Source organism: Actinomadura sp. BRA 177 (assembly GCF_013372625.1).
Taxonomy (GTDB): domain Bacteria; phylum Actinomycetota; class Actinomycetes; order Streptosporangiales; family Streptosporangiaceae; genus Spirillospora.
Genome location: NZ_JABXFD010000513.1, coordinates 1 through 25,025, shown reverse-complemented (window position 1 = coordinate 25,025; position 25,025 = coordinate 1). Strand labels below are relative to the sequence as shown.

Here is a 25,025-nt window from a genome sequence, read left to right as displayed (position 1 = left end):
TTTGTGGTCTGCCCCCTGGGGCTCCGCCCCTCGCCCCCCTCGGCTTGGGTGCTCGATCACCTTTGCCTTTACGCGTGGTGCTGTCCTGGGGCTTCGCCCCTTGCCCCCCTCGGCTTGGGTCCGTGATCACCTTCCTCATCGCGCGTGGTGCTGTCCTGGGGCTTCGCCCCTTGCCCCCCTCGGTTTGGGTTTGCGCCGTGCTCCTGGGTTGCTCTGCGGGCGGATGAGGAGTCGAATTGTGGGCTGTCGCACCGGTCGGCCGCGAGAAGGGCGGTTTGATGGAAAGCACACCGCGTGAGATCGACACGTCTGTCCCGCATTCGGCGCGGATCTGGAACTACTGGCTGGGCGGGAAGGACAACTACCCCGTCGATCGGGCGGCCGGTGAGCAGTTCCTGGAGATCTTCCCGGGGATGCGGCAGGGGGCCCGGGCGTCTCGGGGGTTTCTCACCCGGAGCGTCCGCTTCCTCGCCGAGGCCGGGATACGGCAGTTCCTCGACGTGGGCACCGGCCTGCCCACGGTGGACAACACCCATGAGGTCGCGCAGCGGGTGGCTCCCGACTCGACGATCGTCTACGTCGACAACGACCCGCTCGTCCTCGCCCACGCCAGGGCGCTGCTGACGAGCACCACAGAGGGGCGGACGGCCTACATCGACGCCGACGCGCGGGAACCTGCCGGGATCCTCGCGGAGGCGGCCGCATACCTCGACTTCGAGCGGCCGGTCGGGCTGATCCTCAGCGGAATCATGGGGCACATCGTGGACGACGAGGCCGCTCAGTCGATCGTCCAGCAGTTCGTGGGTGCGCTCCCGTCTGGCAGCTACCTCTCGCTGAACGACGGGTCGAACGTCCTCAGCAAGGCCAACGTCGAGGCGCACGAGCAGTACAACGAGAGCGGGGCGGCGCCGTACAAGCAGCGCAGCCCCGAGCAGCTCCTGCGGTTCTTCGAGGGGCTGGAGCTGGTGGAGCCCGGACTGGTGATGGTGTCGCAGTGGCGCGTTGACCCTGGGCGCTTCGGTGAGGCGCCCGAGGTGGACGGGTTCGGGGGTGTGGGGCGTAAGCCTTAGGCGGGCCAGGTGGGGTGGCGTTTTTCCAGGAAGGCCGTCATGCCCTCTTGGGCCTCTGGGGTTTGGCTGGAGGCCGCCATCACCTCGATGGCGTAGGTGTAGGCGTCCTGTTCGGGGCGGTCCAGTTGGGCGTACATCGCTTGTTTGCCCAGGGCCTTGCTTCGGGGGCTGCCCTGGGTGGCTCGTTGGAGTAGGTCGTGCGTGGCCTTGTCCAGGTCGTTGTCTGGGACCGCGTAGTTGATCAAGCCCCAGTCCGCTGCGGTTCTGGCGTCGAAGACCTCGCCGGTGAGGGCCATTTCGGCGGCTCTCTTGCGGCCGATGTTGTGGGAGATCGCCACCAGGGGGGTGTGGCAGAACCAGCCGCCCTTGCCGCCGGGGGCCGCGAAGCCCGCGCTTTCGGCGGCCACGGCCAGGTCGCAGCTCGCGACCAGTTGGCAGCCTGCGGCGGTGGCCAGGCCGTGGACCCTGGCCACTACTACCTGCGGGACGGACTGGATGGTGCGCATCAGGTCGGTGCAGACCTGGAGGAGGTCGCGGACGTCGGCGTGGGAGGCGCCGGCCATGTCGGCGAAGTCGTGGCCGGCGGAGAAGACCGGGCCGTTCGCGGCGAGGACGATGCCGCGGGCGTCCGTGGCGCCTGCCTCGGCGAAGGCGGCCGTCAGGTCGTTGAGGAAGGTCTTGGAGAGCGCGTTGCGGCGTTTCGGGCGGTTCATGGTGATCGTGGTGAACGGGCCGTCGCGGTGCAGGAGGACGTCCTTGTCTTCGCTCATGGTCTCGACGTTATGTCAGACCCCCGTCGTACGGTGGGCGGGTCCGAGGACCGAGGGGGTTTGCCTTGAAGCTGCTCACCGCGACCAACGCCGGCCAGGGATTGCGCGACAACGACTTCGACTGGTGCGTCGAGGGGGAACTCGTCCACATCGGGATGGTGTGCGCCCGCGACCGCGACGACCCGGACGGCGGCTGCGGCTGCGGCCGGTCCTTCGCCGGGCTCAACTCGCACCGTGCCACGACCACCGCGATGGTCCGGGAGATACCCGGGTTCACCGAAGGGGACTACGTACTGGCGATCCGGTCCAGCCTTGAGCAGCAGGGCTGCGACCCCTCGTTCGCCGAGCACGAGGCGGCGCTGCTGCGGTGCCTCGTGCGCGACTGGCCGGTGGGGGTGATCGTCGAGCGGCGGCTGGATGAGATCGTGGTGAGGCAAGTCGTCCAGCCATAGGGGGTGCACGATGCTCGTCGCGTTCTCGGTGACGCCGCTCGGTACGGGTGAGGAGGTCGGCGAACTCGTCGCGGAGGCCGTCCGGGTGGTGCGGGAAAGCGGGCTGCCCAACCGGACCGACGCGATGTTCACCACGATCGAGGGTGAATGGGACGAGGTGATGGCCGTGGTGAAGGCCGCCACCGAGGCGGTGGCGGCGCGTGCGCCGCGGGTCGGTCTCGTGGTGAAGGCCGACATCCGCCCCGGGGTCACCGGGGCCATGGAGGCCAAGGTCGAATCCGTGGAGCGGCACCTCAGCTGAGCCAGTCCCTGATCTCGTCGTCCGTGGGCGGCAGGAGGCACCACAGCGCCTCCTCGGTGGATTGGCAGAGCGGGATTTGTTTGTCCAGGCCGAGAATCCGGAACAGCTTGGCCGTGAACGGGCTCGCGCCCACCAGGGCCAGGGCGGTGCCCTCGGCCTTGCTGACGCGCGCGCACTGGTGGACCATGCGCAGCCCGTCCACGTCGATGAAGGAGACCCCGGAGAGGTCGATGACCAGCGGGCGGTGCGCCTGCGCCCGCAGTCGCGGCTTGACTGTGCGGCACGACGCCCGGTCCAGTTCCCCGGACAGCATGACGGTGGTGTGGCGGTCGCCCTCGATGACGACCAGGTCGGCGGTCATGACGCCATGATGCTCGGCGGGACCGTCCCGCGTCAGGTGAAGCAGGCCTTTACCCCGTTCTCGCCGCCGCGCGAGAAGCTGCGGAGGCGTTGGACGGCCGAGCCGTGGTCGCCCGGCTTCGTCCAAGGGGCCTTGTCGCCGATGACCTTGAAGGCGTCCACCAGTTCCTGTTCGTCGCCGTCCTCGAACTGGAGCGTGCCGTCGTCGGCCGAGCCGTACAGGACCGCGCCGGCTAGGCAGTCGGCCTGGAGTTCGGCGGCGGGCGACACCAGGCCGCGCTGGAGCCTGGCCTGGACGGCGTGTCCCCACTCGTGCGCGATCACCAGGTACACCCACGCGTCGCCGCGCGCGTAGCCGGACCGCATGAGGTGCGCGTCCCACGCCACGTAGTCACCGGACGGGCAGTAGGCCGCGTTGTCGCGCGTCAGGCGTTCCTTGCCGCAGCGGGGCGCCGAACTCGGGTCGCGTCCGTCGTAGAGGCCGACGACGCGCGGTGCGGTGTAGGAGCCGGTGAACAGCTCGGTCCAGTGCCGCCGCCAGAAGTCGTCCGTGGCCGTCTCGGCGGTCTGCAGGTCCTCCTGGAACTCGGTCTCGTTGAACGTGCCCCGCGGTATCTGCTGCGTTGCCGGCGAGCGGGTCGCGGCCGGTGTGGCCTGGGCGGCGGCGCGGGCCTCCGCCGGCGGCCGCGGCCGCACCTCGAACTGGCACGCGCCGGTCAGCGCGAGCATCGCGGCCGCGGCGGCTCCGGCCCGCCACCGCCGCTGAAGATTGCGTGCAGTCTCCCTCATGACGGGACATACGCACGCGCGGGCCCGGAGGGTCGAAGCGCGTCGCGACTGTGCTCGCCGCACAACCCGAACGACGTTCGATTGGACCCCGGCCCCGTCTTGCCCGGAGCCCGTAGACGCAGGTCGGCGGCCCGTGCTGGGCTGCCCGCCACACGAACTTACGGAGGGGCGAATGGCGAACGGGACCCTCGCGGTCCGCGATCTGTCGGTGAGCTACGGGCGGGCGGTGCGGGCGCTGCGCGGCGTCTCGCTGGACGTCCCGGCGGGCGCGGTCACGGCCGTGCTCGGCGCGAACGGGGCGGGCAAGACGACGCTGCTCCGCGCGATCTCGGGGACACTGCCGTTCCACCGCGGCGCGGTGGACACCGGCGCGGTCCGGCTCGGCGACCGGCCCCTCGTCGGGCTGCACCCGGCCACCGTCGTGGCGGCCGGGGTGGTGCAGGTACCGGAGGGGCGCCGGGTCTTCGGCCGGCTCAGCGTGGAGGAGAACCTGCGGGCCGGCGGGCTCGGGGCGCCCGGCCGCGCCGCCGCGGTCAAGGCGCACGAGCGGGTGCTGGAGCTGTTCCCGGTGCTCGCCGAGCGGGCCCGGCAGCGGGCCGGGCTGCTGTCCGGCGGCGAGCAGCAGATGCTCGCGATCGGGCGGGCGCTGATGGCGTGCCCGTCGGTGCTGCTGCTGGACGAGCCGACGCTCGGCCTCGCGCCGCTGATGGCCGAACGGATCGCCGACACCGTCCGGGAGATCAACCTGCAGGGGACGGCGATCCTGCTGATCGAGCAGAACGCGGCGCTGGCGCTGGAGCTGTCGTCGACCGCGCACGTCCTGGAGGTCGGTTCGGTCACGCTGCACGGGCCGTCGGCTGAGCTGGCCGCGAGCGACGAGGTCCGGCGGCGCTATCTGGGTGTCGGCGGCGAGGACGACGAGGGCGGGGACGATTCCGCTCCGCCACCGTCGCTGGAGCGGTGGGTCGGATGAGTGAGCTGGTGGTTGATGGGCTCACCGTGCGGTTCGCCGGGCTGACCGCGCTGGACGGGGTCGGGTTCACGGTGGCGGAGGGCAGCGTCCACGCGGTCATCGGGCCGAACGGGGCGGGCAAGTCGACCTGCTTCAACGTGCTGTCCGGGGTGTACCGGGCGAGCTCGGGCAGCGTCCGGTTCGGCGGCGCGGAGCTGACCGCGCTGCCGCCGCACCGGATCGCGGGCCTCGGCGTGGCCCGGACATTCCAGAACATCGCGCTGTCGCGGCACCTGTCGGTCGAGGACAACCTGATGCTCGGGCGGCACCGGCTCACGAAGGCCGGCTTCGCCTCGGCGGGGCTGCGGCTGCCGTGGGCGCGCCGCGAGGACGCCCGGCACCGGGCGCGGGTCCGCGACATCGCCCGGTTCGTCGGGGTCGATGAGCATCTGCCGGCGCCGGTCGGGCTGCTGTCCTATGGCGTCCAGAAGCGGATCGAGCTGGCCCGCGCCCTCGCGATGGAGCCCCGGCTGCTGCTCCTGGACGAGCCCGTGGCCGGGATGAACGGCGCGGAGCGCAAACGGATGGCCGAGGTCATCCGCCGGGTCCGCGCCGACCTCGGCGTCTCGGTCCTGCTGGTCGAGCACGACATGGGGATGGTCATGCGGCTGGCCGACGAGGTCACCGTCCTGGACTTCGGGCGGCGCATCGCCGGCGGCGAGCCCGAGCGGGTGCAGCGGGACCCGGCCGTGATCCGCGCCTACCTCGGCGCCGCGCACGAGTCCGCGGAACCTTCGGAGGGAAGCCCTTGAGCACGTTCATCGAGCTGGTGGTCAACGGGGTCTCGGCGGGATCGGTGTACGCACTGATCGCCCTCGGCTTCGTGATCATCTTCAAGGCCACCGAGGTGGTCAACTTCGCGCACGCGTCGCTGCTGCTGGTGGGCGGCTACGTGACGGCGGTCCTGCACGACGACATCGGGTTCCTGGCGGCGCTCGGCGCGGGCGTCGCCGCGGCGGCGGTCGCGGGCGCGCTGGTCGAGCTGCTGGTGCTGCGCCGCGCCCGCGTCGAGCACCACGCCGTGCTGGCGATCGTCACGATCGGCGTCGACATCGTGCTGACGACCGCGCTGACGCGGGAGATCGGCACGCAGGTCCTGTCGATGGGCGACCCCTGGCAGAACAAGATCGTGTACGTGGGGGGCGTCGGCATCGCGCAGACCCGCATCGCCGCGTTCGCGGTCGCATCCGTCCTGATCGCGGCGTTCCTGCTGGCGTTCCGCTACACCTCGTGGGGCGTGGCGATGCGGGCGGCGGCCGAGGACGGGGAGACGGCGGCGCTGATGGGCGTCCGGCTGACCCGCGTGTCGCTGGCCGCGTGGGCGATCGCGGGCGCGCTCGCGGCGGTCGCGGCGCTGTTCCTCACCGTGTTCCCCACGCCGGGCCTGGACCGCAGCACGTCGTTCGCGGCGATGAAGGCGTTCCCGGCCGCGATCCTCGGCGGGCTCGACTCGACGACCGGCGCGCTCGTCGGCGGGCTCATCGTCGGGCTCACCGAGTCGCTTGGTGACCGGCTACCAGGGCGACCTCGCGTTCATGGGACGCGGCATCGGCGAGGTGGCGCCCTTCCTGGTGATGCTGCTGGTCCTGCTGGTCCGTCCGGCCGGGCTGTTCGGGACGAGGGAGCTGTCGCGTGTCTGAACGTCCGCTCCGCCTCGTCGCCGCGCTCGGGGGAACCCTGGTCCTGCTCGCCATGCCCTTCTACCTGGACGCGTTCTGGCTGCAGACCGGCCTGTTCGCGATGTCGGCGGCGATCGGCGCGATCGGCCTGAACCTGCTGACCGGCGCCACCGGGCAGCTGTCGATGGGGCACGCGTTCTTCCTCGCGGTCGGCGCCTACGGGTACGTGTACCTGGCGTCCGAGGACGGGCCGCACGTCGCGGGCCTCGGGCTGCCGACGCCGCTGGCGTTCATCGGCGCGATCGTCCTCGCCGGCGTCGCGGGCGGCCTGTTCAGCCCCATCGCCGGACGGCTGCGCGGCGTCTACCTCGGCATCGCGTCCCTCGCGCTGATCTTCATCGGGCAGCACGTGCTGTTCAACGCCGAGCCCGTCACCGGCGGGTTCAACGGCCGGGACGTCCCGCCGCTGGAGCTGGCCGGGTTCCGCTTCGCCGACGACCCCGGGCTGGTGCTGTTCAACGTGCCGCTCGGCGCGCTGGAGCGGCTGTGGTTCCTCGCCGGCCTGCTGCTGATCCCGGCGGCGTGGATCGCGCGCGGCATCGTGCGCGGCCGGCCGGGACGGGCGATGAACACGATCCGCGACCACGAGACGGCCGCGGCCGTGATGGGCGTGCCGGTGGCGCGCTACCGGGCCGGGGTGTTCGTGCTGTCGTCGATGTACGCGGGGGCGGCCGGGGCGCTGCTCGCGCTGGCGTTCCGCCGGACGGTCCCGGACTACTTCGGCATGTTCCTGTCCCTGGACTACCTGGCCATGATCGTCATCGGCGGGCTCGGCACCGCCGCCGGCGCGATCGCGGGCGCGGTGTTCGTGTCCGTGCTGCCGCAGCTGCTCACCCGCTTCGGCGACGACCTGCCGCTCGTCGCCGCGCCGGGCTCCGCCGGGGTCTCCCCCGCCGAGGCCGCCCGGATCCTGTACGGCGCCGCCGTCGTCGCCGTCGTCCTGTTCCTTCCCGGCGGCCTGGCCGGGGCGTGGTCGCGGCTGCGCACCGCCGCGTCCCGGCGCCGGGCCGCCCGTCCCCTCACCCGACTCGAAAAAGAGGAGCAACCAGTATGAACCGAACGGCACGGCTGACGGCGGTCGCGGCGCTCGCGGTGGCACTGCCGCTGAGCATGGCGTCCGGATGCAGCAGCAAGGCGACCGGCGGGTCCGGCGGCACCGGCAAGGACGGCGTCAAGACCGGCCCCGGCGTCACCGACGACACGATCCGCGTCGGCGCCGCGACCGACCTGACCGGCGTGTACGCGCCGCTCGGCAAGAGCCTCACCCAGGCGCAGCAGATGTACTTCGAGCAGGTCAACGCGCAGGGCGGGATCTGCGGCCGCAAGGTCGAGCTGGTCGTCCGCGACCACGGCTACGACGTGCAGAAGGCCGTCGCCGGGTACAGCGAGATGCAGTCGAGCGTCATCGGCCTCGCCCAGTTCGTCGGGTCGCCGATGGTGACGGCGCTCAAGCAGCGGATCACCTCCGACAAGATGTTCGTGATCCCGAACGCGTGGGCGACGACGCTGCTCGGCAACAAGTACATCCAGGTCACCGGCACCACCTACGACGTCGACATGATCAACGCCCTGGACTTCCTCACCAAGGAGAAGGGGATCGAGAAGGGCGACAAGGTCGGGCACGTGTACTTCGAGGGCGACTACGGCGAGAGCGCGCTCGCCGGGTCCAAGTACGCGGCGGGCAAGCTGGGCCTGACGCTCGTCGAGCAGAAGATCAAGGCGACCGACAACGACATGACCGCGCAGGTCTCGGCGCTGAAGGACGCCGGCGTGAAGGCGATCCTGATGAGCGCCGGGCCGAAGCAGTCGGCGTCCCTCGCGGGCGTCGCGCGGGCCAAGGGGATCATGGTGCCGATCGTTGCGAGCAACTCCGGGTTCTCCCCGCAGCTGCTGCAGACCCCGGCCGCGCCCGCGCTGCTGAAGGACTTCTACCTCGCCAGCGCCGGCGCGCCGATCTCGTCCGGCCTGCCCGCGATCAAGAAGCTGGCGGACGACTACGGCAAGAAGTACCCGGGGCAGCCGCGCGACAGCGCGGTCGTCAACGGCTACACCGGCGCGGTGGTCTTCACGGACGCGCTGAAGAAGGCGTGCGAGGCCAAGGACCTCACCCGCGAGGGCCTGATCACCGCGCACCGGGCTACCACCGCGCACGACGGCGGCTACGGCACCCCGATGGACTTCTCGAAGGTGGACGAGCCGGGCACCCGCAAGACCTACATCCTGCGGACGGACGCCAAGGCGCTCGGCGGCATGGTCGTCGAGCGGGACGCCCAGGAGTCCGAGGCCGCCGAGACCTACCAGGTGCCCTCCGGCGCCTAGGACTCCCCCAGCAGGTGCAGGGCGATCCGGTCGAGGACGGCGAGGTCCTCGGCCGGGAGCCCGTACAGCTCCGGCGGCGGGGTGCCGAGGATCCGCTCGGCCTCCGCCGCCGCGGCGCGCCCGGCCTCGGTCGCCGTCACGAGCTTGGCGCGCCGGTCGGCCGGGTTCGGGGTCCGCTCCACCAGGCCGCGGCCGACCAGGTCGTCCACCACGACGGTGGCGTAGGGGCGGTCGGTGAGCAGCCGCTCGGCGACGTCGCGGAGCGTGAGCGGCGCCGGGGCGGCGGCGATGCGGCGCAGCGCCTTGATCCGGAAGAAGCTCATGCCGAGCGCCTCGGTGACCTCGCGGCGCCGGTCGTTGCGCTCGTGGAACACGGTCCCGAGGTTGCGCCAGGCGCGCTCGGCGACGGCGTCGGACGGGTCGGTCATCGGGCGCTCGCTCCCGTCACGTGAAGTCCGTCAGGGGCCGGGTCGCCGGCGTCGAACAGCCCGGCCACGCGCTTGGTGCTGCGCGCGGCCCGCCGCCCGGTGGTGACCGTGCCGAGCACGAGGACGGCGGCGGCGCATCCGGTCAGGATCCAGTATGCCGGGCGGGCCGCGGCCACGAACGCGTCCGCGCCCGGCGCGCCGGACGTCCCGGCGGCGAGCACCGCGCCGATCACCGCGACGCCGAGCGCCTGGCCGATCTGCCGGCTGGTGGACGCGACGGCGGCGGCGACCCCGGCCTGCGCGCGCGGCATCCCGGACACGGCCGTGTTGGTGATCGGCGAGTTCACCGTCCCGAAGCCGATGCCGAACAGGATGTACGCGGCGAACAGCGTGACGTTCCGGGTCTCGGCGTCGAACCCGGCGAACATCAGGCAGCTCGCCAGCATCGCCGCCCCGGAGATCTGCAGCGGCAGCCGGGGGCCGCGGGCGCCGACCAGGCGTCCCGACAGCGGGGAACTCGCGGCCGTCATCGCCGCCATCGGCAGCAGGTACAGCCCGGCGTGCAGCGCGGACAGCCCGCGGATGTTCTGCAGGTACAGCGTGTTCAGGAACAGGAACCCGCCGAGCGCCGCGAAGCCGGCGACCGCGATCAGGGTCGCGCCCGAGAACGGGAGGCTGTGGAAGAAGCGCAGGTCGATCAGCGGCTCGGGGGCGCGCAGCGCGTGCCGGACGAACCCGGCGAGGGACGCGGCGGCGAGGATCGCGGCGCCGTAGACGGCCGGGTCGCCGAGGCCGCGGCCGGGCGCCTCGATGATCGCGTGGGTCAGCGTGCCGAGCAGCGCGATCAGGTACGCCTGCCCGGCCGGGTCGGGCCGGCGCGGGCGCTCGGCCCGCGACTCGGGCACGAACAGCGCGGTCAGCGCGAGCGCGGCGAGGCCGATCGGCACGTTCAGCCAGAAGATCGACCGCCAGCCGACGGAGTCGACGAGCAACCCGCCGACGAGCGGCCCCATCGCCATGCTGAGCCCGACGACGGCACCCCACGCGCCGATGGCGCGGGCCCGCTCGCGCGGGTCGGTGAACACGTTCGTGATGATCGACATCGCCACGGGGGTGAGCATGGAGCCGCCGACGGCCTGCACGACGCGGGCGCCGACGAGCCAGCCGAGGGACGGCGCGAGGCTGCACAGCACCGATCCGGCGACGAACAGCGCGAGTCCGGTCTGGAACACGCGGCGCCGCCCGATCCGGTCGGCGGTCGAGCCGGACAGGATCAGCAGCGAGGCGAGGACGATCAGGTACGCGTCGATCGTCCATTGGAGGCCGGACAGGGAGCTGCCGAAGTCGCGCTGCAGGCTGGGCAGCGCGACGTTCAGGATCGTGTTGTCGAGGCTGACGACGAGCAGGCTCGAACAGCAGATGGCCAGGACCAGTAACCGGCGGCGGTGGTTCAGCTCGGGCATCGAACCCCAATCGTTGTAGAGCTACAAACGTTATAAGCCTACAACGATTTTTGAGGGTCAGTGCAAGGCGGGCACCCGGGTGCGCCCGGCGGGGATGACGAGCGGCGTCCCCGTCTCCGGGCAGTCGATCACCCGGCACGGCAGCCGGAACACGTCCTCGACCAGCTCCGACGTGACGACCTCGGACGGATCGCCCGCCGCGACGATCCGGCCGTCCCGCATGGCGATCATGTGCGTGGCGTAGCGGGCCGCGTGATTCAGGTCGTGCAGGACGGCGACGACCGTGCGGCCCTCCTCGTGCAGCCGCGCGCACAGGTCGAGAACCTCGATCTGGTGGGCGATGTCGAGGTAGGTCGTCGGCTCGTCCAGCAGCAGGAGCGGGGTCTGCTGGGCGAGCGCCATCGCGATCCACACGCGCTGCCGCTGCCCGCCCGACAGCTCGTCCACATGCCGCTCGGCGAGGTCCTGGACGCGGGTCGCGGCCATCGACTCGGCGACGACCCGATCGTCCTCCCGCGACCACTGCCGCAGCAGGCTCTGGTGCGGGTACCGGCCGCGCGACACCAGGTCGGCGACCGTGATGCCCTCCGGCGCGATGGACGACTGCGGCAGCAGCCCGAGCGTCCGGGCGAGCTTCTTGGCGGGCCAGTCCGCGATGGGCCGGCCGTCCAGCACGACCGCCCCGGCGGACGGCTTGAGGATCCGGGCGAGCGCCCGCAGCAGCGTCGACTTGCCGCACGCGTTCGGGCCGACGATGACGGTGAACGAGCCGTCCGGCACGGCCACGTCGAGGTTCTCGGTGATCGTGCGCTTGTCGTAGCCAAGGGTGAGGTTGGTGCCGGTCAGGCGCGCGGTTGCGTCCTTCATCAAATCCGTCCCGTCTTGCGTTGGGTCACGAGGAGCCAGACCAGGTATCCGCCGCCGAGGAGCCCGGTCACGACGCCGACCGGGAGCTGGTGGCCGGTGAACGCGCGCTGCGCGACCCAGTCGGCGGCCACCAGCAGCGCCGCCCCCATGCACATCGCGGGCAGCAGGTTGGGGCCGGTCGTGCGGGTGAGGCGGCGGGCGAGCTGCGGCGCGGTCAGCGCGACGAACGCGACCGGCCCGGCCGCCGCCGCGGCGAGCGAGGTGAGCAGCACGGCCGCGCCCAGCATGACCAGCCGGACCCGCTCGATGGGGACGCCGAGGCCGTGCGCGGCGTCGTCGCCCATCTCCAGCATCCGCAGCGCCCGGCCGCAGCCGACCATGACGAGCGGCCCGAGGACGGCGAGCGCGACCAGCACGGGCGCGGTGTCGGCCCAGTCGCGGCCGTCGAGGCTGCCGGTCAGCCACAGCACGGCGCGGGCCGCCTCGGTGATCTCCGCCTTGGTGAGCAGGTAGCTGTTCACCCCGGTGAGGATCGCGGCGACGCCGATGCCGACGAGGATGAGCCGCTGCCCGTGCGCGCCGTGCCGTCCCGCCACCGCGAGCACGACCAGGCCGGTGAGCAGCCCGCCGCCCGCCGCGCCGGCCGCGACCGCGGCGGTGCCGCCGCCGGTCAGCACGATCACCGCGAGGACGCCGCTCGCCGCGCCCTGGGTGAACCCGAGGATGTCGGGGCTGCCCAGCGGGTTGCGGGTCAGCGACTGGAAGATCGCGCCCGCGAGGCCGAGCGCGGCGCCGACGGAGAGGGCCGCCGCCACCCGCGGCAGCCGGATCTCGTTGACGATCAGCGAGTCGGCGGGCGTGCCCTGGCCGAGGAGCGTCGCGACGACGTCGGCGGGGCTCATCGGGAAGTCGCCGCTGCCGATCAGGAGCACGCCCGTCCCGAGCGCCACGGCGAGGCAGGCCGCCGCGACGACGAGGGCGCGCGGACGGAACCGGAACGACAGCCCGGCAGGCGTCCGGACGACGGCGAAGTGCGGGGCGCGGCTCACGACAGGCCCTTTCGCGGACGCCGCACGAAGTACAGGAACACCGGCCCGCCGGCCACGACCATCACGATGCCCACCTGGAGTTCGGACGGCCGGACGACGACGCGCCCGAGGACGTCCGCCGCCAGCATCAGCGCGGGCGACAGGACCGCGCAGTACGGCAGCAGCCGGCGCAGGTCGGGGCCGGTCAGCGCGCGGACGAGGTGCGGCACCATCAGCCCCACGAAGATGATCGGCCCGCACGCCGCGGTCGCCGCGCCGCACAGCAGGGTGATCGCGACGATCGCGGCGATCCGGGCACGCCCGGGGTCGGCGCCGAGCGCGCGGGCCGCGTCATCGCCCATCGCCATCGCGTTGAGCGGGCGGGCGAGCAGCAGTGCGAGCACCAGCCCCACCGCGACGAACGGGGCGACGCGGACAACGGTGTAGTCCTGTGCGGCGGCGAGGGAGCCGACCGTCCAGAAGCGCATCCGGTCGAGGGACGCGGTGTCCAGGAGTTGCACCGCGCTCACATAGGAGTACAGCGCGGCGTTCAGCGCGGCCCCGGCGAGCACGAGCCGGGCCGGCGTGGCGCCGCGCCCGCCACCGACCGCGTAGAGCAGCACCGCGACCGCGCCGGCGCCCGCGAACGCGAACCACACGTAGCCGGTGAACGAGGTGATGCCGAGGAACGAGATCGCCGACACGACGGAGGCGGACGCGCCCGCGTTGATGCCGAGGAGGCCGGGGTCGGCGAGCGGGTTGCGGGTGAGCGCCTGCATCACCGCGCCGGCCAGCCCGAGCGCCGTCCCGGCGAGCAGGCCGAGCAGCGTGCGCGGGAGCCGCATCTCGTGGACGACCGTGTACGCCGCCGAATCGGCGTGGAACAGCCCGTCCCACGCCTCGCCGAACGACAGCGGCTTCGCGCCGACCGCGAGGCTGAGCACCACGGCGGCCAGCAGGAACGCGACCCCGCCGAGGAGCCCCGCCACCTGCCACGCGCGACGCGGGCGCATGACCGGCCGCTCCGCGAGCGGCGGCGGCTTGGTCGACAGCACCTGGCGGGCCCCCTCTGGACAAGATCTTAGGTTAGGTTAACCTAAGCTCTCGTCGGCCACCATTCGGTCACTGTAGTTGTCTTGGGGAGATAGTCCGAAATGTCGAACACCGGTGCTCGTCACCTCACCCGCCGCGGCTTCCTGGGCGCCGGCGGTGCCGTCGCCCTCGGGGCGCTGATCACCGCGTGCGGCGGCGACGACGGCGGCACCGCCTCCCCGAGTGGCGGCGCCTGGACGTTCACCGACGACCGCGGCACGAAGGTCGACCTCAAGCAGCGCCCGCGGCGGATCGTCGGCTACTCCGCCACCGCCGCCGCCCTGCACGACTTCGGGATCGACCAGCAGATCGTCGGCGTGTTCGGCCCGACCAAGCTGAAGGACGGCAAGCCCGACCCGCAGGCCGGGAACCTGCCCGTCGACCGGCTGGAGATCATCGGCAACGCCTACGGCGAGTTCAACATCGAGAAGTACGCCGCACTCCGCCCCGACCTCCTCGTCGACAACATGTTCATCGAGGGCGAGCTCTTCTACGTACCCGCAGAGAGCAAAGACAAGATCTACGCGCTGGCGCCGAGCGTCGCCATCGCCGCCGGGTCCGTCCCGCTGCCGAAGCCGATCGAGCGGACCGCCGCACTCGCCGAGGCGCTCGGCGCCGACCTGACGGCGGCGAAGGTCACCGCCGCCAAGGCCCGGTTCGAGAAGGCGGCCGAGTCCGTCCGTGCGGCGGCAAAGGGGAAGCCGGGCCTGAAGGTCCTCGCCGCGTCCGGGAGCCCCGACCTGTTCTACGCCTCCAGCCCGGCCAAGAACACCGACCTCATCTACTACAAGGAACTCGGCGTCGACCTGATCGTCCCGGACAAGCTGGGCGAGGACGACTACTTCGAGAGCCTGAGCTGGGAGAACGCCGACAAGTACAAGGCCGACCTCATCGTGCTCGACTCCCGCACGCAGGCACTCCAGCCGAAGGACCTGGAGTCCAAGCCGTCCTGGAAGGACCTCCCCGCGGTGAAGGCCGGCCAGGTCATCCCGTGGAACCCGGAACCCCGCTTCTCCTACGAGGGCTGCGCGCCGCTCCTCGAAGCCCTCGCCGCCGCCCTGAACTCCGCGAAGAAGACCAGCTGAAAGGCAGCGCGATGAAGACTCCGGCCCATCCCTACGCCTTCTTCGACGTGCACGTCGTCCGCTCCGAGCGGCTCGGCCCGTCCATGGTCCGCGTCACGCTCGGCGGGACGGACCTGGACGGCTTCGCGACCGGCGGCCGCGACCAGCGCTTCAAGCTGTTCCTCCCGCACCCGCACCAGGACGCGCCCGTCATGCCGGACAACAACGACGGCGCCACCTGGTTCGCCGACTGGCGGGCGCTGGACCCGGCCGAGCGCGGCATCATGCGGTCCTACACCGTCCGCGAGCACCGTCCCGGCGAACTCGACGTCGACTTCGCGCTGCACACCGACGGCACGTCCGGCCCGGCCGCCCGCTGGGCGGCGGCGGCCGACAAGGGCGACCGCGTAACGATCCTCGGCCCGACCGGCCCCGACAACGGCGGCTACGACTTCCGCCCACCCCCCGGCGCCCCGGTCGTGATCGCCGGCGACCTGACGGCCCTGCCCGCCATCGCCGGAAACCTGGCCTGGCTACCCGCCGGCACGTCCGCCCAAGTCTGGATCGACGTCCCACACCCCGAAGACCACCAAGACCTCCCCACCTCCGCCGACACGGACATCACCTGGGTAACCCCAGGCACCCTCGTGGACACCATCCGCGGCGCAAAGATCCCGCCCGACGCCTATGCCTGGATCGCCGGCGAGTCCGCCGTAGTCAAGACGCTGCGCCGCCACCTGGTAAAGGAACGCGCCCTAGACCGCCGCGCCGTCTCGTTCACCGGCTACTGGCGCCGAGGCGCCACCGAAGAAGACCTACTGGCAGAGTTCGAAGCGGGTGGCAGCCCGGCGACCGAGGAGTAGTGCATGAGGCCGGGGAGGCGGCGGGTCAGCGGAGGTCGAACCCGCCGCTCTTCGCCCGCCGCGCGAACGCGCGCAATTCGGCAGACGCGAACACGAGCTTGGGCCCATCCGGATCCTTGGAATCCCGCACCCCGACCGCCGCGGCAAGGCCCGCCACCTCTACGCACGCGCCGCCTGTGTCACCACTCCGGCTGCTCTTTCGCCAGGCAAGGGTCGCCACCTCGACGCAGTCACCTGTCTGGTCGTAGAGGTCGTCTTGCAGGTCCCGACCGACCGTCCGTCCGCTCCGAAGTAGGTCACGGGACGGAGAGGATGCCGTGTTCCAGGGCGGTCATGACCGCGGCGGTGCGGTCGGAGACGCCTAGTTTGGTGAAGATGCGCAGGAGGTGCGTCTTGACCGTTGCCTGGCCTATGTAGAGGCGTTCGCCGATTTGGGCGTTGGTGAGGCCCTCGGCGACGAGGGCGAGCACCTCCGACTCCCGCGTCGACAGGGCGGGCGGCGCGGGGGTCTCGTCGACCGCGGCGAGGCGGGCCGAGACCTCGGGCGATAGGACGCGGCGGCCTGCCGCGATGTCGCGGACGGCGGCGGCGAGGTCGGTGCGGGAGGCGTCCTTGAGGAGGTAGCCGGCGGCGCCTGCCTTGATCGCGCGGACTATGTCGGCGTCGTCCTGGAATGTGGTGAGCACGAGGATGCGGTGGCCCGGCAGGCGCTCGATCGCGCTCACGCCGTCGCCGGACGGCATGCGCAGGTCCATCAGGACGACGTCCGGGGCGACGCGGGGCACCAGCGCGACGGCCTCGTCGCCGGACGCGGCTTCCCCGGCGACCTCGATGTCCGGCTCGGCGGCGAGCATGCCGCGCAGACCCTCCCGGACGATCGGGTGGTCGTCGACGATCATCACGCGGAGCACGGGATCACCGCCTCGACCGCGGTGCCGCCGGTGACGGTGACGGTGAACGTCCCGCCGGCCTGCTCGACCCGGCTCCGCATGCCGCGCAGGCCGAAGCCGCGCTCGACGCCGTCCGGCGCGAACCCGCGGCCGTCGTCGGCGACGGTCAGCCGCACCGGGTCGCCGTAGTCCAGCGACACCCGCACCTTCGAAGCCCCGGCGTGCTTGCGGACGTTGGTCAGGGCCTCCTGCGTCACCCGCAGCAGGACGATCTCCACGGCGTCCAGGGGGCGCGGCTCGCCCTCGACGGCGAGGTCGGCCGGCAGGTCGAAGTCGCGGGCCATCCGCCGCAACGCCTCCACCAGGGAGCTGCCGTCCAGTGCGGGGGGCGCCAGCGCCGCGACGAGGCCGCGGGTTTCGGCGAGGTTCTCGCGGGCCGACCGCAGGGCCAGTTCCAGGTGCCGGTTCGGCCCGAGTTCGGCCTCCGCAGCCTGCAGAAGCATCGTGATCGAGGTGAAGCCCTGCGCGATCGTGTCATGGATGTCGCGGGCGAGGCGCTCCCGCTCGGCGAGCACGCCCGCCTCGCGGCTCACCTCGGCAAGTTCGCCGCGGGTCCGGTCCAGCTCCTCGATGAGCCGCATCCGCTCGTGGTTCTGGCGGCCCATCCGTCCGATGAACACCACGAGCAGCACGCTGCACGCGATGCCCGCCGCGACGATCACAACGGTCATCGCCGTGCTCGCCCCGGACTCCGCCAGGCCCCGCCCGACCGGCCCCGACAGCAGGACGAGCAGCAGCGCGAAGCCGCGTCCCGGCCCGTACATCATGTAGACCTGCGGCGCCAGCGCGGCCAGCGCGGTCGCCGTCACCGGCGCGAGCAGCGTCGCGGGGACGAACATGCAGATCAGCGCGGCCGCGTACACCTTGCAGCCGGGCCGGGGCACGTCCGGCGACCGCAGCGCCTTCCGGCCGATCGCGACATAGGCCGCGCCCAGCAGGAGGAGGAGCCCGATCGCCGCCGTCCGCCGTCCCGGCGGGACCTCGTCGGCGGCGGTCGCGGCGACGGTCCCGGCCAGCACCATCGCGAAATAGGCGTCCCAGAGCGGATACGAGCGTCGCCAGACGTTCTCCGCCCGCGCCACCGGGTCCCCGGCCATGTTCCCCCGCACCCCTCTGTCCACCGACCGGTGGATACTACTGCGCTCCGGGTCGCGCGAGGATCGTGGCCATGAGCCACAGCACCGTCCGGCAGGCCCTCTTCGCCCTCACCGCCCTCTACGGCCTCGTGATCGCCGTCCTGGCCATGCTCGACGTGGCGGCCCTCGGCCTCGTCGCCTCCGTCGGCGCCGTGCTCATCGGCCTCGGCTGGGGCTGCGCCGGCCGGTTCGCCCGCCGCCCGCAGAACTGATCCGCCGGGCGCCCCGCGGGGGCGGGTGCCCGCGCCGCTCAGGTCACCCGGCCGGTCTCGTCCAGGGTGAGGGTGGCGGGATCGATGACGCCGGCGCGGAAGGCGGCGCCGCCGATGGTCTGCGCGGTGACCGGCGCGGTGATCAGCTGGAACGCCGCGACGAGCACCAGCGGGGTGGCGGCGGTGACCGAGCCGGTCTGCGGCGCCACCCCGGCGAGGACGAGCAGCAGCCCGATCGTCTGCGGTTTCGTCGCGGCGTGCAGCCGGGTGAGCAGGTCGGGGAAGCGCAGCATGCCGAGCGCGCCGACCGCGCAGAACGCGGAGCCGGCGAGCAGCAGGACTGCCGTGACGATGTTGGCGATCATGTCCGCTCCCGCCGCTCCGCGCGCGCCGCCGCCAGGTGCGCGGCGCTGACCGATCCGACGAAGCCCATCAGCGCGACCACCACGAGGATCGTGGCGTTCACCGCCTCCCGGTGGACGGCCGCGAACACCGCGATGCCGCTGACCAGCAGGACGGCCAGGATGTCGGCGGCCATGATGCGGTCGAACGTGGAGGGGCCGCGGACGAGGCGCGCGGCCGTCATCAGGAACGCGGCGCCGAGCAGCGCCAAGGTCGCGGAGTAGACGACGCTCATTGGTCCTCCCTGGTGGACATGTCTTGTTCCGCCGCGTCCTCGGAGGTCACGAGGGCGCGCATCAGCCGGTGCTCGGTGTGCAGCACGCCGTCCCGCGAGGAGTCCGCCTGCCCTTGGGAGCGGACCGGCATGGCGTGGATGTACAGCACGTGCCGGTCCCAGTCGAGGTCGACCAGGATCGTGCCGGGACGGAGGGAGATGCTGGTCGTGGTGGCCAGCAGGATGAGTTCCGAGCGGGTCCGGGCGTCCACCTCGACGATCGCGCCCATCACCTGCCGCGGCCGGTAGAGGGCGTGCCGGGCGATGACGAGGCTGGACAGCAGCAGGTCCCAGCAGAACTCCACGGCCGCCACGACGCACCACAGCGGCCGGACCCGCCGGATCGTCGGGACGGCCGGCAGCCGGCTCAGCGCGTAGACGGCCGCGACGACGACGGCGCCGCCGATCACGATGAGCGCGTCGGCCCGTCCCCAGAGCAGCAGCCAGACCGCGAACAGCCACACGCCCATCCCCATCCGGGAGACGATGCGGCGCGCACCGGTGGTCACGGGTTCCCTCCGTCCAGGACGGCGTGCCGGTAGTCGTCCCCGCTGACGAGGTCGCTCGCGGCGTGCCGGCTCCAGGACGCGAGGGGCCCCGCGAACGCGGCGATGAGGAGCCCGGCGACGACCAGCACCGCGGTCACCGACTGCATGAGCCGCACACCGCCGCTCGTGTAGGACTCGGAGGCGGTCGGCTCCTCGACGTCGTCCGGGCGGGGCCGCCAGAACCCGAGCGTCCAGATCCGGCTCATCGCCATGAGGGTGAGGACGCTCCCGACGACGGCCACGCCCGTGACCGCGTACGCCAGCACGCTCCCCGAGCCGACGCCCGCCTGGAACAGCGCGAGCTTGGCGACGAACCCCGAGGTCGGCGGCACGCCGCTGACGCTCATCGCGGGGATGAAGAACAGCACGGCGATGAACGCCGACAGGCCCGCGAGCCCGCCGAGCCGGTGCAGCGACGTCTCCCCCGTGTATCCCTGGATCAGGTCGCTGACCAGGAACAGCGCCGCCTGCACGACGATGTGGTGGACGAGGTAGAGGATCGCGCCGGTCAGTCCCGCGACGTCGAACAGGGCGAGGCCGAACAGCATATAGCCGATGTGCCCGACGAGGATGAACGAGAACACGCGGTGGATGTCGTCGTGCGTCAGCGCGCCGAGCGTCCCGACGACGATCGTCCCGGCGGCGAGGACGAGCATCGGCCAGGAGGCGTGCTCGCGCGGGAACACCAGCGTCTCGACGCGGATCAGCGAGTACACGGCGGCCTTCGTCAGCAGCGCCGCGAACACCGCGGTGATCTTGGTGAGCGCGACGGGGTAGCTGTCGGGCAGCCACAGGTGCATGGGCACGATCGCGCCCTTGATCCCGAACACGACGAGGAACAGCAGGCCGAGCGCGGTGCGGGTCGCGCCCGGCAGGTCCGGTACCCGCGTCGACAGGTCGGCGAGGTTGACCGTGCCCGCCGCCGCGTAGGTCAGGCCGAGCGCGGTGAGGAACAGGATCGAGGACGTGAGGCTGACCAGGGTGTAGGTCATCCCGGCCCGCACCCGTTCCCCGGTCGGCGTCAGCGTCATGAGGACGTAGCTGGACGCGAGCATGACCTCGAACGCGACGAAGAGGTTGAACAGGTCCCCGGCGAGGAAGACGAGGCTGACCCCGGCGGTCAGCGTCATGTAGGTGGGGTAGAACACGCCCGCCTCCTGCCCGCCGGCGCCCTCCCCCACGGCGTGCAGCATGATCGCCAGCAGTACCGTGCTGGACACCACCAGCAGCAGCGACGACAGCCGGTCGGCGACGAGCGTGATGCCGAGCGGCGCCCCCCAGCCGCCCATCTGGACGGCGAGCACGCCGTCCCGGGCGACGAACGCCACCAGCGCCGCGCTCGCCGCGACGCCCGCGGCGGCGACCAGGGGACAGAGCACCCGCAGCCACAGCAGGCGGCCGCGCGCGATCACCGCCAGCACCGCGCCGAGCAGCGGCAGCACGAACGGCAGCGGGACGAGGACGTTCACGCGTCGTCCTCCGTTCCGGTGTTGACCTCTTCCAGCGGCGTGGCGTCCGGCTCCTCGTCGCGGCGGCGGCGCTCGGTGCAGATGCGGCGGTCCTCGACGTCGTCCGGGACCTCGTCGCCGCCGCGCAGCTGCCGGCTCCGGTACGCCATGGCCAGCAGGAACGCGGTGACGCCGAAGGTGATCACGATCGCGGTCAGCACCATCGCCTGCGGGAACGGGTCGACCATCCGGCCCGGGCCCTTCGCGCCGAGCAGCGGCGGCGTGCCGGCGGGGCCGCCCGCGAGCAGCAGGACGAGGTTGGCGCCGTGCCCGAGCAGCGCGAAGCCGATCACGGCCCGCACGAGGGACCGCTGCATCAGCAGGTCGAACCCGGCGGCGAACAGCACGGCCACCACCACCACGAGGACGAGTGCGGGCCCGGTCATGACGGCTCCTCCCCGGCGGCCTCCGGGGCGTCCGGCTCCTCCAGGCTCGCGCCGAGCGTGGTGAGGATCGTCAGCACCAGCCCGAGCACCAGGAGGTAGACGCCCGCGTCGAAGAACAGGTTGGTGGGGATCTCGACCTCGCCGAGCACCGGCACGGTGCCGCCGAGCTTGCGGGAGCTGAGGAACTGCCCGCCGGACGCCCAGCCGCCCGCGCCCGTCGCGACCGCGATCCCGAGCCCGCCGCCGAGCAGCAGGGCGGGCCGGACGGGCAGCGCGGTGGCGAGCTCCCGCCGCCCGCCCGGCAGGTACCGCAGGACGAACGCCATGCCCGCCACGAGGCCGCCGGCGAACCCGCCGCCCGGCCGGCCGTGCCCGGCGAAGAACAGGTACACCGAGAACACCAGGATCGTCGGGGTCAGCAGCCGCGCCACCGCCTCCAGCAGGACCGAGGAGCCGCCGAGCGGGGGACGGCCGGGCCGCGGCACCCCCGGCCCGGTCAGCACCAGGCTGACCACGCCCACCGCGGTCGCGGCGAGCACCGTGATCTCGCCCAGCGTGTCGAGCCCGCGCAGATCGACCAGGATCAGGTTGACCACGTTCTTCGTGTGCTCCTGCGCGGCGAGCCGGGTGTAGCCGGGACCGACCGGGTCGGCGCGCCGGCTCAGCGCCACCACCATCAGGAACAGCCCGACGAAGCCGCCCACGCCGAGGCTGATCACGGCGGTGGCGGCCCGCGCGGGGACCTTCCGCAGCCGGGGCGGGAACCGCTCCGGCAGCCGCCGCAGCACCAGCACGAGCATGATCAGCGTCAGCGTCTCCACGACCACGAGGGTGAGCCCGAGATCGGGCGCGCCGTACACGACGAACAGGCCGGTCATCCCGTACCCGGTGCCGGCCAGCAGCAGCACCGCCGACAGCCGCCCGCGCGCCCACATCGCGGCCAGCGCGCAGACGATCACGACCGCGGCGAGGACGAGCTGCGCCGGGGTGTCCCACGCGCGCGGCCCATCCGCCGGCCAGTCCGGCCCGGTGCCCCGGACCAGGCCCGCCACGAGCGCCGGCCCCGGCACGACCAGCACCATCAGGGCGATCACCCCCAGGTACACCGGCAGCGAGCCGATCTGCAGCCGCCGCGTCACGGCGTGCGCCGCCGCCATGGTCCCTTCGACGACGGCGTCGTAGGCGCGCTGCGCGTCCGGGAGCCATGGGCGCGTGGACCGGCCGGGGAACGTCCGGCCGAACGCTCCGTACAGCCCGGCGCCCGCCACGATGGCGGTCACCGACATCCAGATCGGCAGCCCGAGGCCGTGCCACAGGGCGAGCTTGTAGCCGGGCTCATGCGCCGGAAGCGTCCCGGCGTAGGGCCCGATCAGCTTTTGCAACGCTCCAGGGACGAGCCCCAAAGCGAATCCGGCGGCGGCGAGCACCACGACCGGCACCACGAGCCCCCACGGGTCCCCGGGCCTCTCGTCCGTCCCGCCGGAGAAGGCGCCGTGGAGGAAGCGCGCCCCGTACGCGACGGTCAGCGCCGACCCGGCGACCACCCCCGCGAGAACGACGATGTCGATGCCGCCGTGGGCGAACGCCTCGAACGCTGCCTCCTTCGCCACGAACCCGAGGAACGGCGGAATGCCGATCATGGACGCGATAGCCGCCGTCGCCGCTATGGCGAGCACGGGCAGCCGCCGTCCCGCGCCCGACAGCCGGTCGGCGCGGCGCGTCCCCGTCTCGTGCTCGACGGCCCCGACCGTCAGGAACAGCGGAGCCTTGAACAGGCCGTGGGCCAGCAGCAGCGCGGCGCCCGCCAGCGCCGCCGTCCGGGTCCCGTTGCCGAGCAGGACCATGAGGAAGCCGAGCTGGCTGATCGTCCCGTACGCCAGCAGCCGCTTGAGATCGTCCTGCCGCAGGGCGACGACGCCGCCCACGAGGAGGCTGAACAGCCCCACCGCCAGCACCAGCGGCCGCCACGGATCGACCCCGGCGAACGCCGGCGCCAGCCGCGCCACCAGGTAGACGCCCGCCTTCACCATCGCCGCCGCGTGCAGGTAGGCGCTCACCGGCGTCGGCGCGACCATCGCGGCCGGTAGCCAGGCGTGCAACGGGATCTGCGCGGATTTCGCGAACGCTCCCAGCAGCACCAGCACCACGCCGACCTGCGCCGACGTACCGCCCGGCGGGTGCGCGACCAGCTCCGAGATCCGGTACGTCCCGGCGGCCTGCCCGAGCACCACGAACCCGGCGAGCATGACGAGCCCGAACGCCGTGGTCGTCAGCAGCGCCTGCGTGGCGGCCCGCCGGTCACCGACCCGGTCAGGCCGCGGATGCCCGATGAGGACGAACGAACTGAGCGTCGTCAGTTCCCAAAACACGTACAGGACGAGCAGGTTGTCGGCGAGCACCAGCCCCGTCATCGCCCCCGCGAACGCGACGAGCGTCCCGATCATCAGCCGCTCGGACCGCTCGAAGTACCAGCCCGCGTAACACAGGACGACGGCCCCGACCCCGCCGACCAGCAGCAGCATGACGATGGACAGGGCGTCCACCCGGAAGTCGAAGACCAGCCCGAGATCGGACGCCCACACGACCTCGGTGTTCAGCTCTCCTTGCCCGACCCGGGTCGCCGCCCAGGCGGCCGTGGCCGCGGGCACCAGGGCCGCGGCGCACGCCATCACCCGCCGGTACCGCCCGAGCGCCCACGGGACGGCGACGGCCGCGACGGCATAGATCCCGACCAGCGCCAGCATGCCGCCCGCAGCCCCCTCCCCCAAGGCACGTCCGCAGGCGATCTACCCGACCAGCGCTCCCGAAACGGACACGCCCCCGATCAGGGGACCTTCCAGAGCCGCACCTTGTTGTCGTAACCGTGCGCGCTGGCCAGCGTCTTGCCGTCCGGGCTGAACGCCACCGCCTCCACATTGTCGGTGTGGCCGTTCAGGGCGTTGCCGGGCGCCTCTTCATCGAAGTACTGCTTCACCAGCACGCCGCCGCCCACGGCAGTCGCGCCACCCACCACGAGGAGCCCGAGCAGAAACCCCCGCCTGGAGCCGCGCCGCGCCGGCGGCACCGTCTGCGGCCCCACCGGCGGCGGCGGCGCGTACCCCATGGCCGGCGCGGGCGCACCGGCCACCGGCCACGGCTGCGGTGTCTGCGGGACGGGCGCGGGCTGCGCGAACTGCTGGGCCGGGACGGGCGGCAGGAACTGCGGCTGGCCTGCGGCGATGGCGCGAAGCCACTTCGCCACATCCTCCGCGGACGAGGGCCGGTCGGCGGGATTCTTGGTGAGCAGCCCGAGCACCAGCCGGTCCAGGTCCGAGGGGATCCCGCCCTTCTTCTGCGACGGCGGCACCGGTTCGACGGTCAGGTGCTGCCGCATCAGCGCGGGCATCGTCTCCCCGTCGAACGGTGCGTCCCCGGTCAACATGGCATACAAGGTGCACCCGAAGGCGTAAAGATCCGTGCGCGCATCCGCAGCACGCCCCTCGTACTGTTCAGGCGCCATATAAGCGGGCGTCCCCAGCATCCCTCCGACACCCGTAAGGTCACCGACCGCATCAGCAGACCGTGAGATCCCGAAATCGCAGATCTTCACCCCGCCCTCGGCCAGCTCCATCAGATTCGCGGGCTTGACATCCCGATGCACCACCCCCCGCCGGTGCGCATAGGCCAGCGCCTCGGCAACGGCAGCCCCCGTCTCCAGCACCCGCCCGACAGGCAGCCCACCCGGACTCCGCGCGAGGATGGTGGAGTAGTCGGTCCCGTTGAGCAACTCCATCACGAAGAACGGGTGCCCGTCATGCTCCCCGAGATCATGAACAACGGTGATCCCCGGATGCTGCAACTGCCCGGCGTTCTCGGCCTCCCGCCGCAGCCGGTCGATCAACACCGACGACGACCCAACGTCCGCGAGGAGGATCTTCACGGCAACGCGCCGCCGCAACTGCGTGTCGTCGGCGGCCCACACCTCTCCCATACCGCCCCGCCCAAGCCGCGTGGTGAGCCGGTACCTCCCCCCGAGCACCGCTCCGGTATCCATCCCCCACCCCTTCTACCAC

Annotated in this window: 29 protein-coding genes; 11 read left to right on the top strand and 18 right to left on the bottom strand. The window is 72.5% G+C overall.

Annotation, left to right across the window (positions count from 1 at the left end; genetic code table 11):
* Nucleotides 1–278: 278 nt before the first annotated feature.
* Nucleotides 279–1,070 (top strand): SAM-dependent methyltransferase, encoded by a 792-nt coding sequence (locus tag HUX53_RS29735; RefSeq protein WP_176406530.1) that lies wholly within the window; start codon nucleotides 279–281, stop codon nucleotides 1,068–1,070.
* On the opposite strand, the gene HUX53_RS29730 is transcribed toward HUX53_RS29735, so the two are convergent.
* Complete coding sequence (locus tag HUX53_RS29730; protein ID WP_176406529.1) at nucleotides 1,067–1,840, bottom strand: enoyl-CoA hydratase-related protein; 774 nt, start codon at nucleotides 1,838–1,840, stop codon at nucleotides 1,067–1,069. The two genes, HUX53_RS29735 and HUX53_RS29730, sit on opposite strands and share 4 nt — an antisense overlap.
* A gap of 65 nt (nucleotides 1,841–1,905) precedes the next feature.
* Between HUX53_RS29730 and HUX53_RS29725 the strand changes: the two genes are divergently transcribed.
* Both HUX53_RS29725 and HUX53_RS29720 read left to right on the top strand, forming a co-directional pair.
* Nucleotides 1,906–2,292: a hypothetical protein gene (locus HUX53_RS29725; protein ID WP_176406528.1), complete on the top strand. Its 387-nt coding sequence runs from the start codon at nucleotides 1,906–1,908 to the stop codon at nucleotides 2,290–2,292.
* 10 nt (nucleotides 2,293–2,302) lie between these two features.
* Nucleotides 2,303–2,593, top strand: a complete 291-nt coding sequence (locus tag HUX53_RS29720; protein WP_176406527.1) for an MTH1187 family thiamine-binding protein — start codon at nucleotides 2,303–2,305, stop codon at nucleotides 2,591–2,593.
* Here HUX53_RS29720 and HUX53_RS29715 read toward each other — a convergent pair.
* Both HUX53_RS29715 and HUX53_RS29710 read right to left on the bottom strand, forming a co-directional pair.
* A complete protein-coding gene (locus HUX53_RS29715) occupies nucleotides 2,586–2,954 on the bottom strand; it encodes an STAS domain-containing protein (protein WP_176406526.1) in 369 nt (122 codons plus the stop codon). The two genes, HUX53_RS29720 and HUX53_RS29715, sit on opposite strands and share 8 nt — an antisense overlap.
* A gap of 32 nt (nucleotides 2,955–2,986) precedes the next feature.
* The gene (locus HUX53_RS29710) at nucleotides 2,987–3,742 is read right to left on the bottom strand and encodes a neutral zinc metallopeptidase (protein WP_217920077.1); all 756 of its coding nucleotides are present in this window, start codon (nucleotides 3,740–3,742) and stop codon (nucleotides 2,987–2,989) included.
* A gap of 172 nt (nucleotides 3,743–3,914) precedes the next feature.
* Between HUX53_RS29710 and HUX53_RS29705 the strand changes: the two genes are divergently transcribed.
* From HUX53_RS29705 to HUX53_RS29685, 5 genes are read left to right on the top strand one after another with little or no spacing between them, the layout of a single operon-like run.
* On the top strand, nucleotides 3,915–4,715 hold the full coding sequence (locus HUX53_RS29705) for an ABC transporter ATP-binding protein (protein WP_176406525.1): 801 nt from the start codon (nucleotides 3,915–3,917) through the stop codon (nucleotides 4,713–4,715).
* A complete protein-coding gene (locus tag HUX53_RS29700; protein ID WP_176406524.1) occupies nucleotides 4,712–5,506 on the top strand; it encodes an ABC transporter ATP-binding protein in 795 nt (264 codons plus the stop codon). Before HUX53_RS29705 ends, HUX53_RS29700 begins: the two co-directional genes overlap by 4 nt.
* Nucleotides 5,503–6,525, top strand: coding sequence for a branched-chain amino acid ABC transporter permease (locus HUX53_RS29695; RefSeq protein WP_255205761.1), 1,023 nt, complete (start codon nucleotides 5,503–5,505; stop codon nucleotides 6,523–6,525). The genes HUX53_RS29700 and HUX53_RS29695 overlap by 4 nt, the downstream gene beginning before the upstream one ends.
* Nucleotides 6,447–7,487 carry a branched-chain amino acid ABC transporter permease gene (locus HUX53_RS29690; RefSeq protein WP_176406535.1) on the top strand — a complete coding sequence of 347 codons (1,041 nt, stop codon included), beginning with the start codon at nucleotides 6,447–6,449 and terminating at the stop codon, nucleotides 7,485–7,487. The genes HUX53_RS29695 and HUX53_RS29690 overlap by 79 nt, the downstream gene beginning before the upstream one ends.
* Nucleotides 7,484–8,752 carry an ABC transporter substrate-binding protein gene (locus tag HUX53_RS29685; protein ID WP_176406523.1) on the top strand — a complete coding sequence of 423 codons (1,269 nt, stop codon included), beginning with the start codon at nucleotides 7,484–7,486 and terminating at the stop codon, nucleotides 8,750–8,752. Before HUX53_RS29690 ends, HUX53_RS29685 begins: the two co-directional genes overlap by 4 nt.
* Here the strand turns inward: HUX53_RS29685 and HUX53_RS29680 are convergent.
* From HUX53_RS29680 to HUX53_RS29660, 5 genes are read right to left on the bottom strand one after another with little or no spacing between them, the layout of a single operon-like run.
* Entirely contained in the window at nucleotides 8,749–9,180 is a 432-nt protein-coding gene (locus HUX53_RS29680) for a MarR family winged helix-turn-helix transcriptional regulator (RefSeq protein ID WP_176406522.1), read from the bottom strand. The genes HUX53_RS29685 and HUX53_RS29680 overlap by 4 nt on opposite strands.
* A complete protein-coding gene (locus tag HUX53_RS29675) occupies nucleotides 9,177–10,643 on the bottom strand; it encodes an MFS transporter (RefSeq protein ID WP_176406521.1) in 1,467 nt (488 codons plus the stop codon). The genes HUX53_RS29680 and HUX53_RS29675 overlap by 4 nt, the downstream gene beginning before the upstream one ends.
* 57 nt (nucleotides 10,644–10,700) lie before the next feature.
* Nucleotides 10,701–11,510 carry an ABC transporter ATP-binding protein gene (locus HUX53_RS29670; protein ID WP_176406520.1) on the bottom strand — a complete coding sequence of 270 codons (810 nt, stop codon included), beginning with the start codon at nucleotides 11,508–11,510 and terminating at the stop codon, nucleotides 10,701–10,703.
* Nucleotides 11,510–12,559 carry an iron chelate uptake ABC transporter family permease subunit gene (locus tag HUX53_RS29665; protein ID WP_176406519.1) on the bottom strand — a complete coding sequence of 350 codons (1,050 nt, stop codon included), beginning with the start codon at nucleotides 12,557–12,559 and terminating at the stop codon, nucleotides 11,510–11,512. Before HUX53_RS29665 ends, HUX53_RS29670 begins: the two co-directional genes overlap by 1 nt.
* Nucleotides 12,556–13,593, bottom strand: a complete 1,038-nt coding sequence (locus HUX53_RS29660) for an iron chelate uptake ABC transporter family permease subunit (RefSeq protein WP_309237495.1) — start codon at nucleotides 13,591–13,593, stop codon at nucleotides 12,556–12,558. Before HUX53_RS29660 ends, HUX53_RS29665 begins: the two co-directional genes overlap by 4 nt.
* Before the next feature lie 99 nt (nucleotides 13,594–13,692).
* On the opposite strand from HUX53_RS29660, the gene HUX53_RS29655 reads away from it, so the two are divergent.
* A complete protein-coding gene (locus HUX53_RS29655; RefSeq protein ID WP_176406518.1) occupies nucleotides 13,693–14,715 on the top strand; it encodes an ABC transporter substrate-binding protein in 1,023 nt (340 codons plus the stop codon).
* Between the two features lie 11 nt (nucleotides 14,716–14,726).
* Nucleotides 14,727–15,557: a siderophore-interacting protein gene (locus tag HUX53_RS29650; RefSeq protein ID WP_176406517.1), complete on the top strand. Its 831-nt coding sequence runs from the start codon at nucleotides 14,727–14,729 to the stop codon at nucleotides 15,555–15,557.
* 25 nt (nucleotides 15,558–15,582) lie between these two features.
* Here HUX53_RS29650 and HUX53_RS29645 read toward each other — a convergent pair whose 3' ends face one another.
* The 3 genes from HUX53_RS29645 to HUX53_RS42710 form a co-directional block, all read right to left on the bottom strand.
* Nucleotides 15,583–15,777: a DUF397 domain-containing protein gene (locus HUX53_RS29645; protein ID WP_309237494.1), complete on the bottom strand. Its 195-nt coding sequence runs from the start codon at nucleotides 15,775–15,777 to the stop codon at nucleotides 15,583–15,585.
* Between the two features lie 76 nt (nucleotides 15,778–15,853).
* Entirely contained in the window at nucleotides 15,854–16,468 is a 615-nt protein-coding gene (locus HUX53_RS29640) for a response regulator transcription factor (protein ID WP_176406516.1), read from the bottom strand.
* Complete coding sequence (locus HUX53_RS42710; protein ID WP_176406515.1) at nucleotides 16,456–17,628, bottom strand: sensor histidine kinase; 1,173 nt, start codon at nucleotides 17,626–17,628, stop codon at nucleotides 16,456–16,458. The genes HUX53_RS29640 and HUX53_RS42710 overlap by 13 nt, the downstream gene beginning before the upstream one ends.
* A 47-nt stretch (nucleotides 17,629–17,675) precedes the next feature.
* Between HUX53_RS42710 and HUX53_RS29630 the strand changes: the two genes are divergently transcribed.
* Entirely contained in the window at nucleotides 17,676–17,855 is a 180-nt protein-coding gene (locus tag HUX53_RS29630; protein WP_176406514.1) for a hypothetical protein, read from the top strand.
* Between the two features lie 38 nt (nucleotides 17,856–17,893).
* Here HUX53_RS29630 and mnhG read toward each other — a convergent pair whose 3' ends face one another.
* From mnhG to HUX53_RS29595, 7 genes are read right to left on the bottom strand one after another with little or no spacing between them, the layout of a single operon-like run.
* Complete coding sequence (gene mnhG / locus HUX53_RS29625; RefSeq protein ID WP_176406513.1) at nucleotides 17,894–18,220, bottom strand: monovalent cation/H(+) antiporter subunit G; 327 nt, start codon at nucleotides 18,218–18,220, stop codon at nucleotides 17,894–17,896.
* Nucleotides 18,217–18,492: a monovalent cation/H+ antiporter complex subunit F gene (locus HUX53_RS29620; RefSeq protein WP_176406512.1), complete on the bottom strand. Its 276-nt coding sequence runs from the start codon at nucleotides 18,490–18,492 to the stop codon at nucleotides 18,217–18,219. Before HUX53_RS29620 ends, mnhG begins: the two co-directional genes overlap by 4 nt.
* Complete coding sequence (locus HUX53_RS29615; protein WP_176406511.1) at nucleotides 18,489–19,040, bottom strand: Na+/H+ antiporter subunit E; 552 nt, start codon at nucleotides 19,038–19,040, stop codon at nucleotides 18,489–18,491. Before HUX53_RS29615 ends, HUX53_RS29620 begins: the two co-directional genes overlap by 4 nt.
* Nucleotides 19,037–20,548 (bottom strand): proton-conducting transporter membrane subunit, encoded by a 1,512-nt coding sequence (locus HUX53_RS29610; RefSeq protein WP_176406510.1) that lies wholly within the window; start codon nucleotides 20,546–20,548, stop codon nucleotides 19,037–19,039. The genes HUX53_RS29615 and HUX53_RS29610 overlap by 4 nt, the downstream gene beginning before the upstream one ends.
* A complete protein-coding gene (locus HUX53_RS29605) occupies nucleotides 20,545–20,973 on the bottom strand; it encodes a Na(+)/H(+) antiporter subunit C (protein WP_176406509.1) in 429 nt (142 codons plus the stop codon). The genes HUX53_RS29610 and HUX53_RS29605 overlap by 4 nt, the downstream gene beginning before the upstream one ends.
* Nucleotides 20,970–23,741 (bottom strand): hydrogen gas-evolving membrane-bound hydrogenase subunit E, encoded by a 2,772-nt coding sequence (mbhE, locus tag HUX53_RS29600; RefSeq protein ID WP_217920076.1) that lies wholly within the window; start codon nucleotides 23,739–23,741, stop codon nucleotides 20,970–20,972. Before mbhE ends, HUX53_RS29605 begins: the two co-directional genes overlap by 4 nt.
* A 56-nt stretch (nucleotides 23,742–23,797) precedes the next feature.
* Entirely contained in the window at nucleotides 23,798–25,006 is a 1,209-nt protein-coding gene (locus HUX53_RS29595; protein ID WP_176406531.1) for a protein kinase, read from the bottom strand.
* Nucleotides 25,007–25,025: the final 19 nt, after the last annotated feature.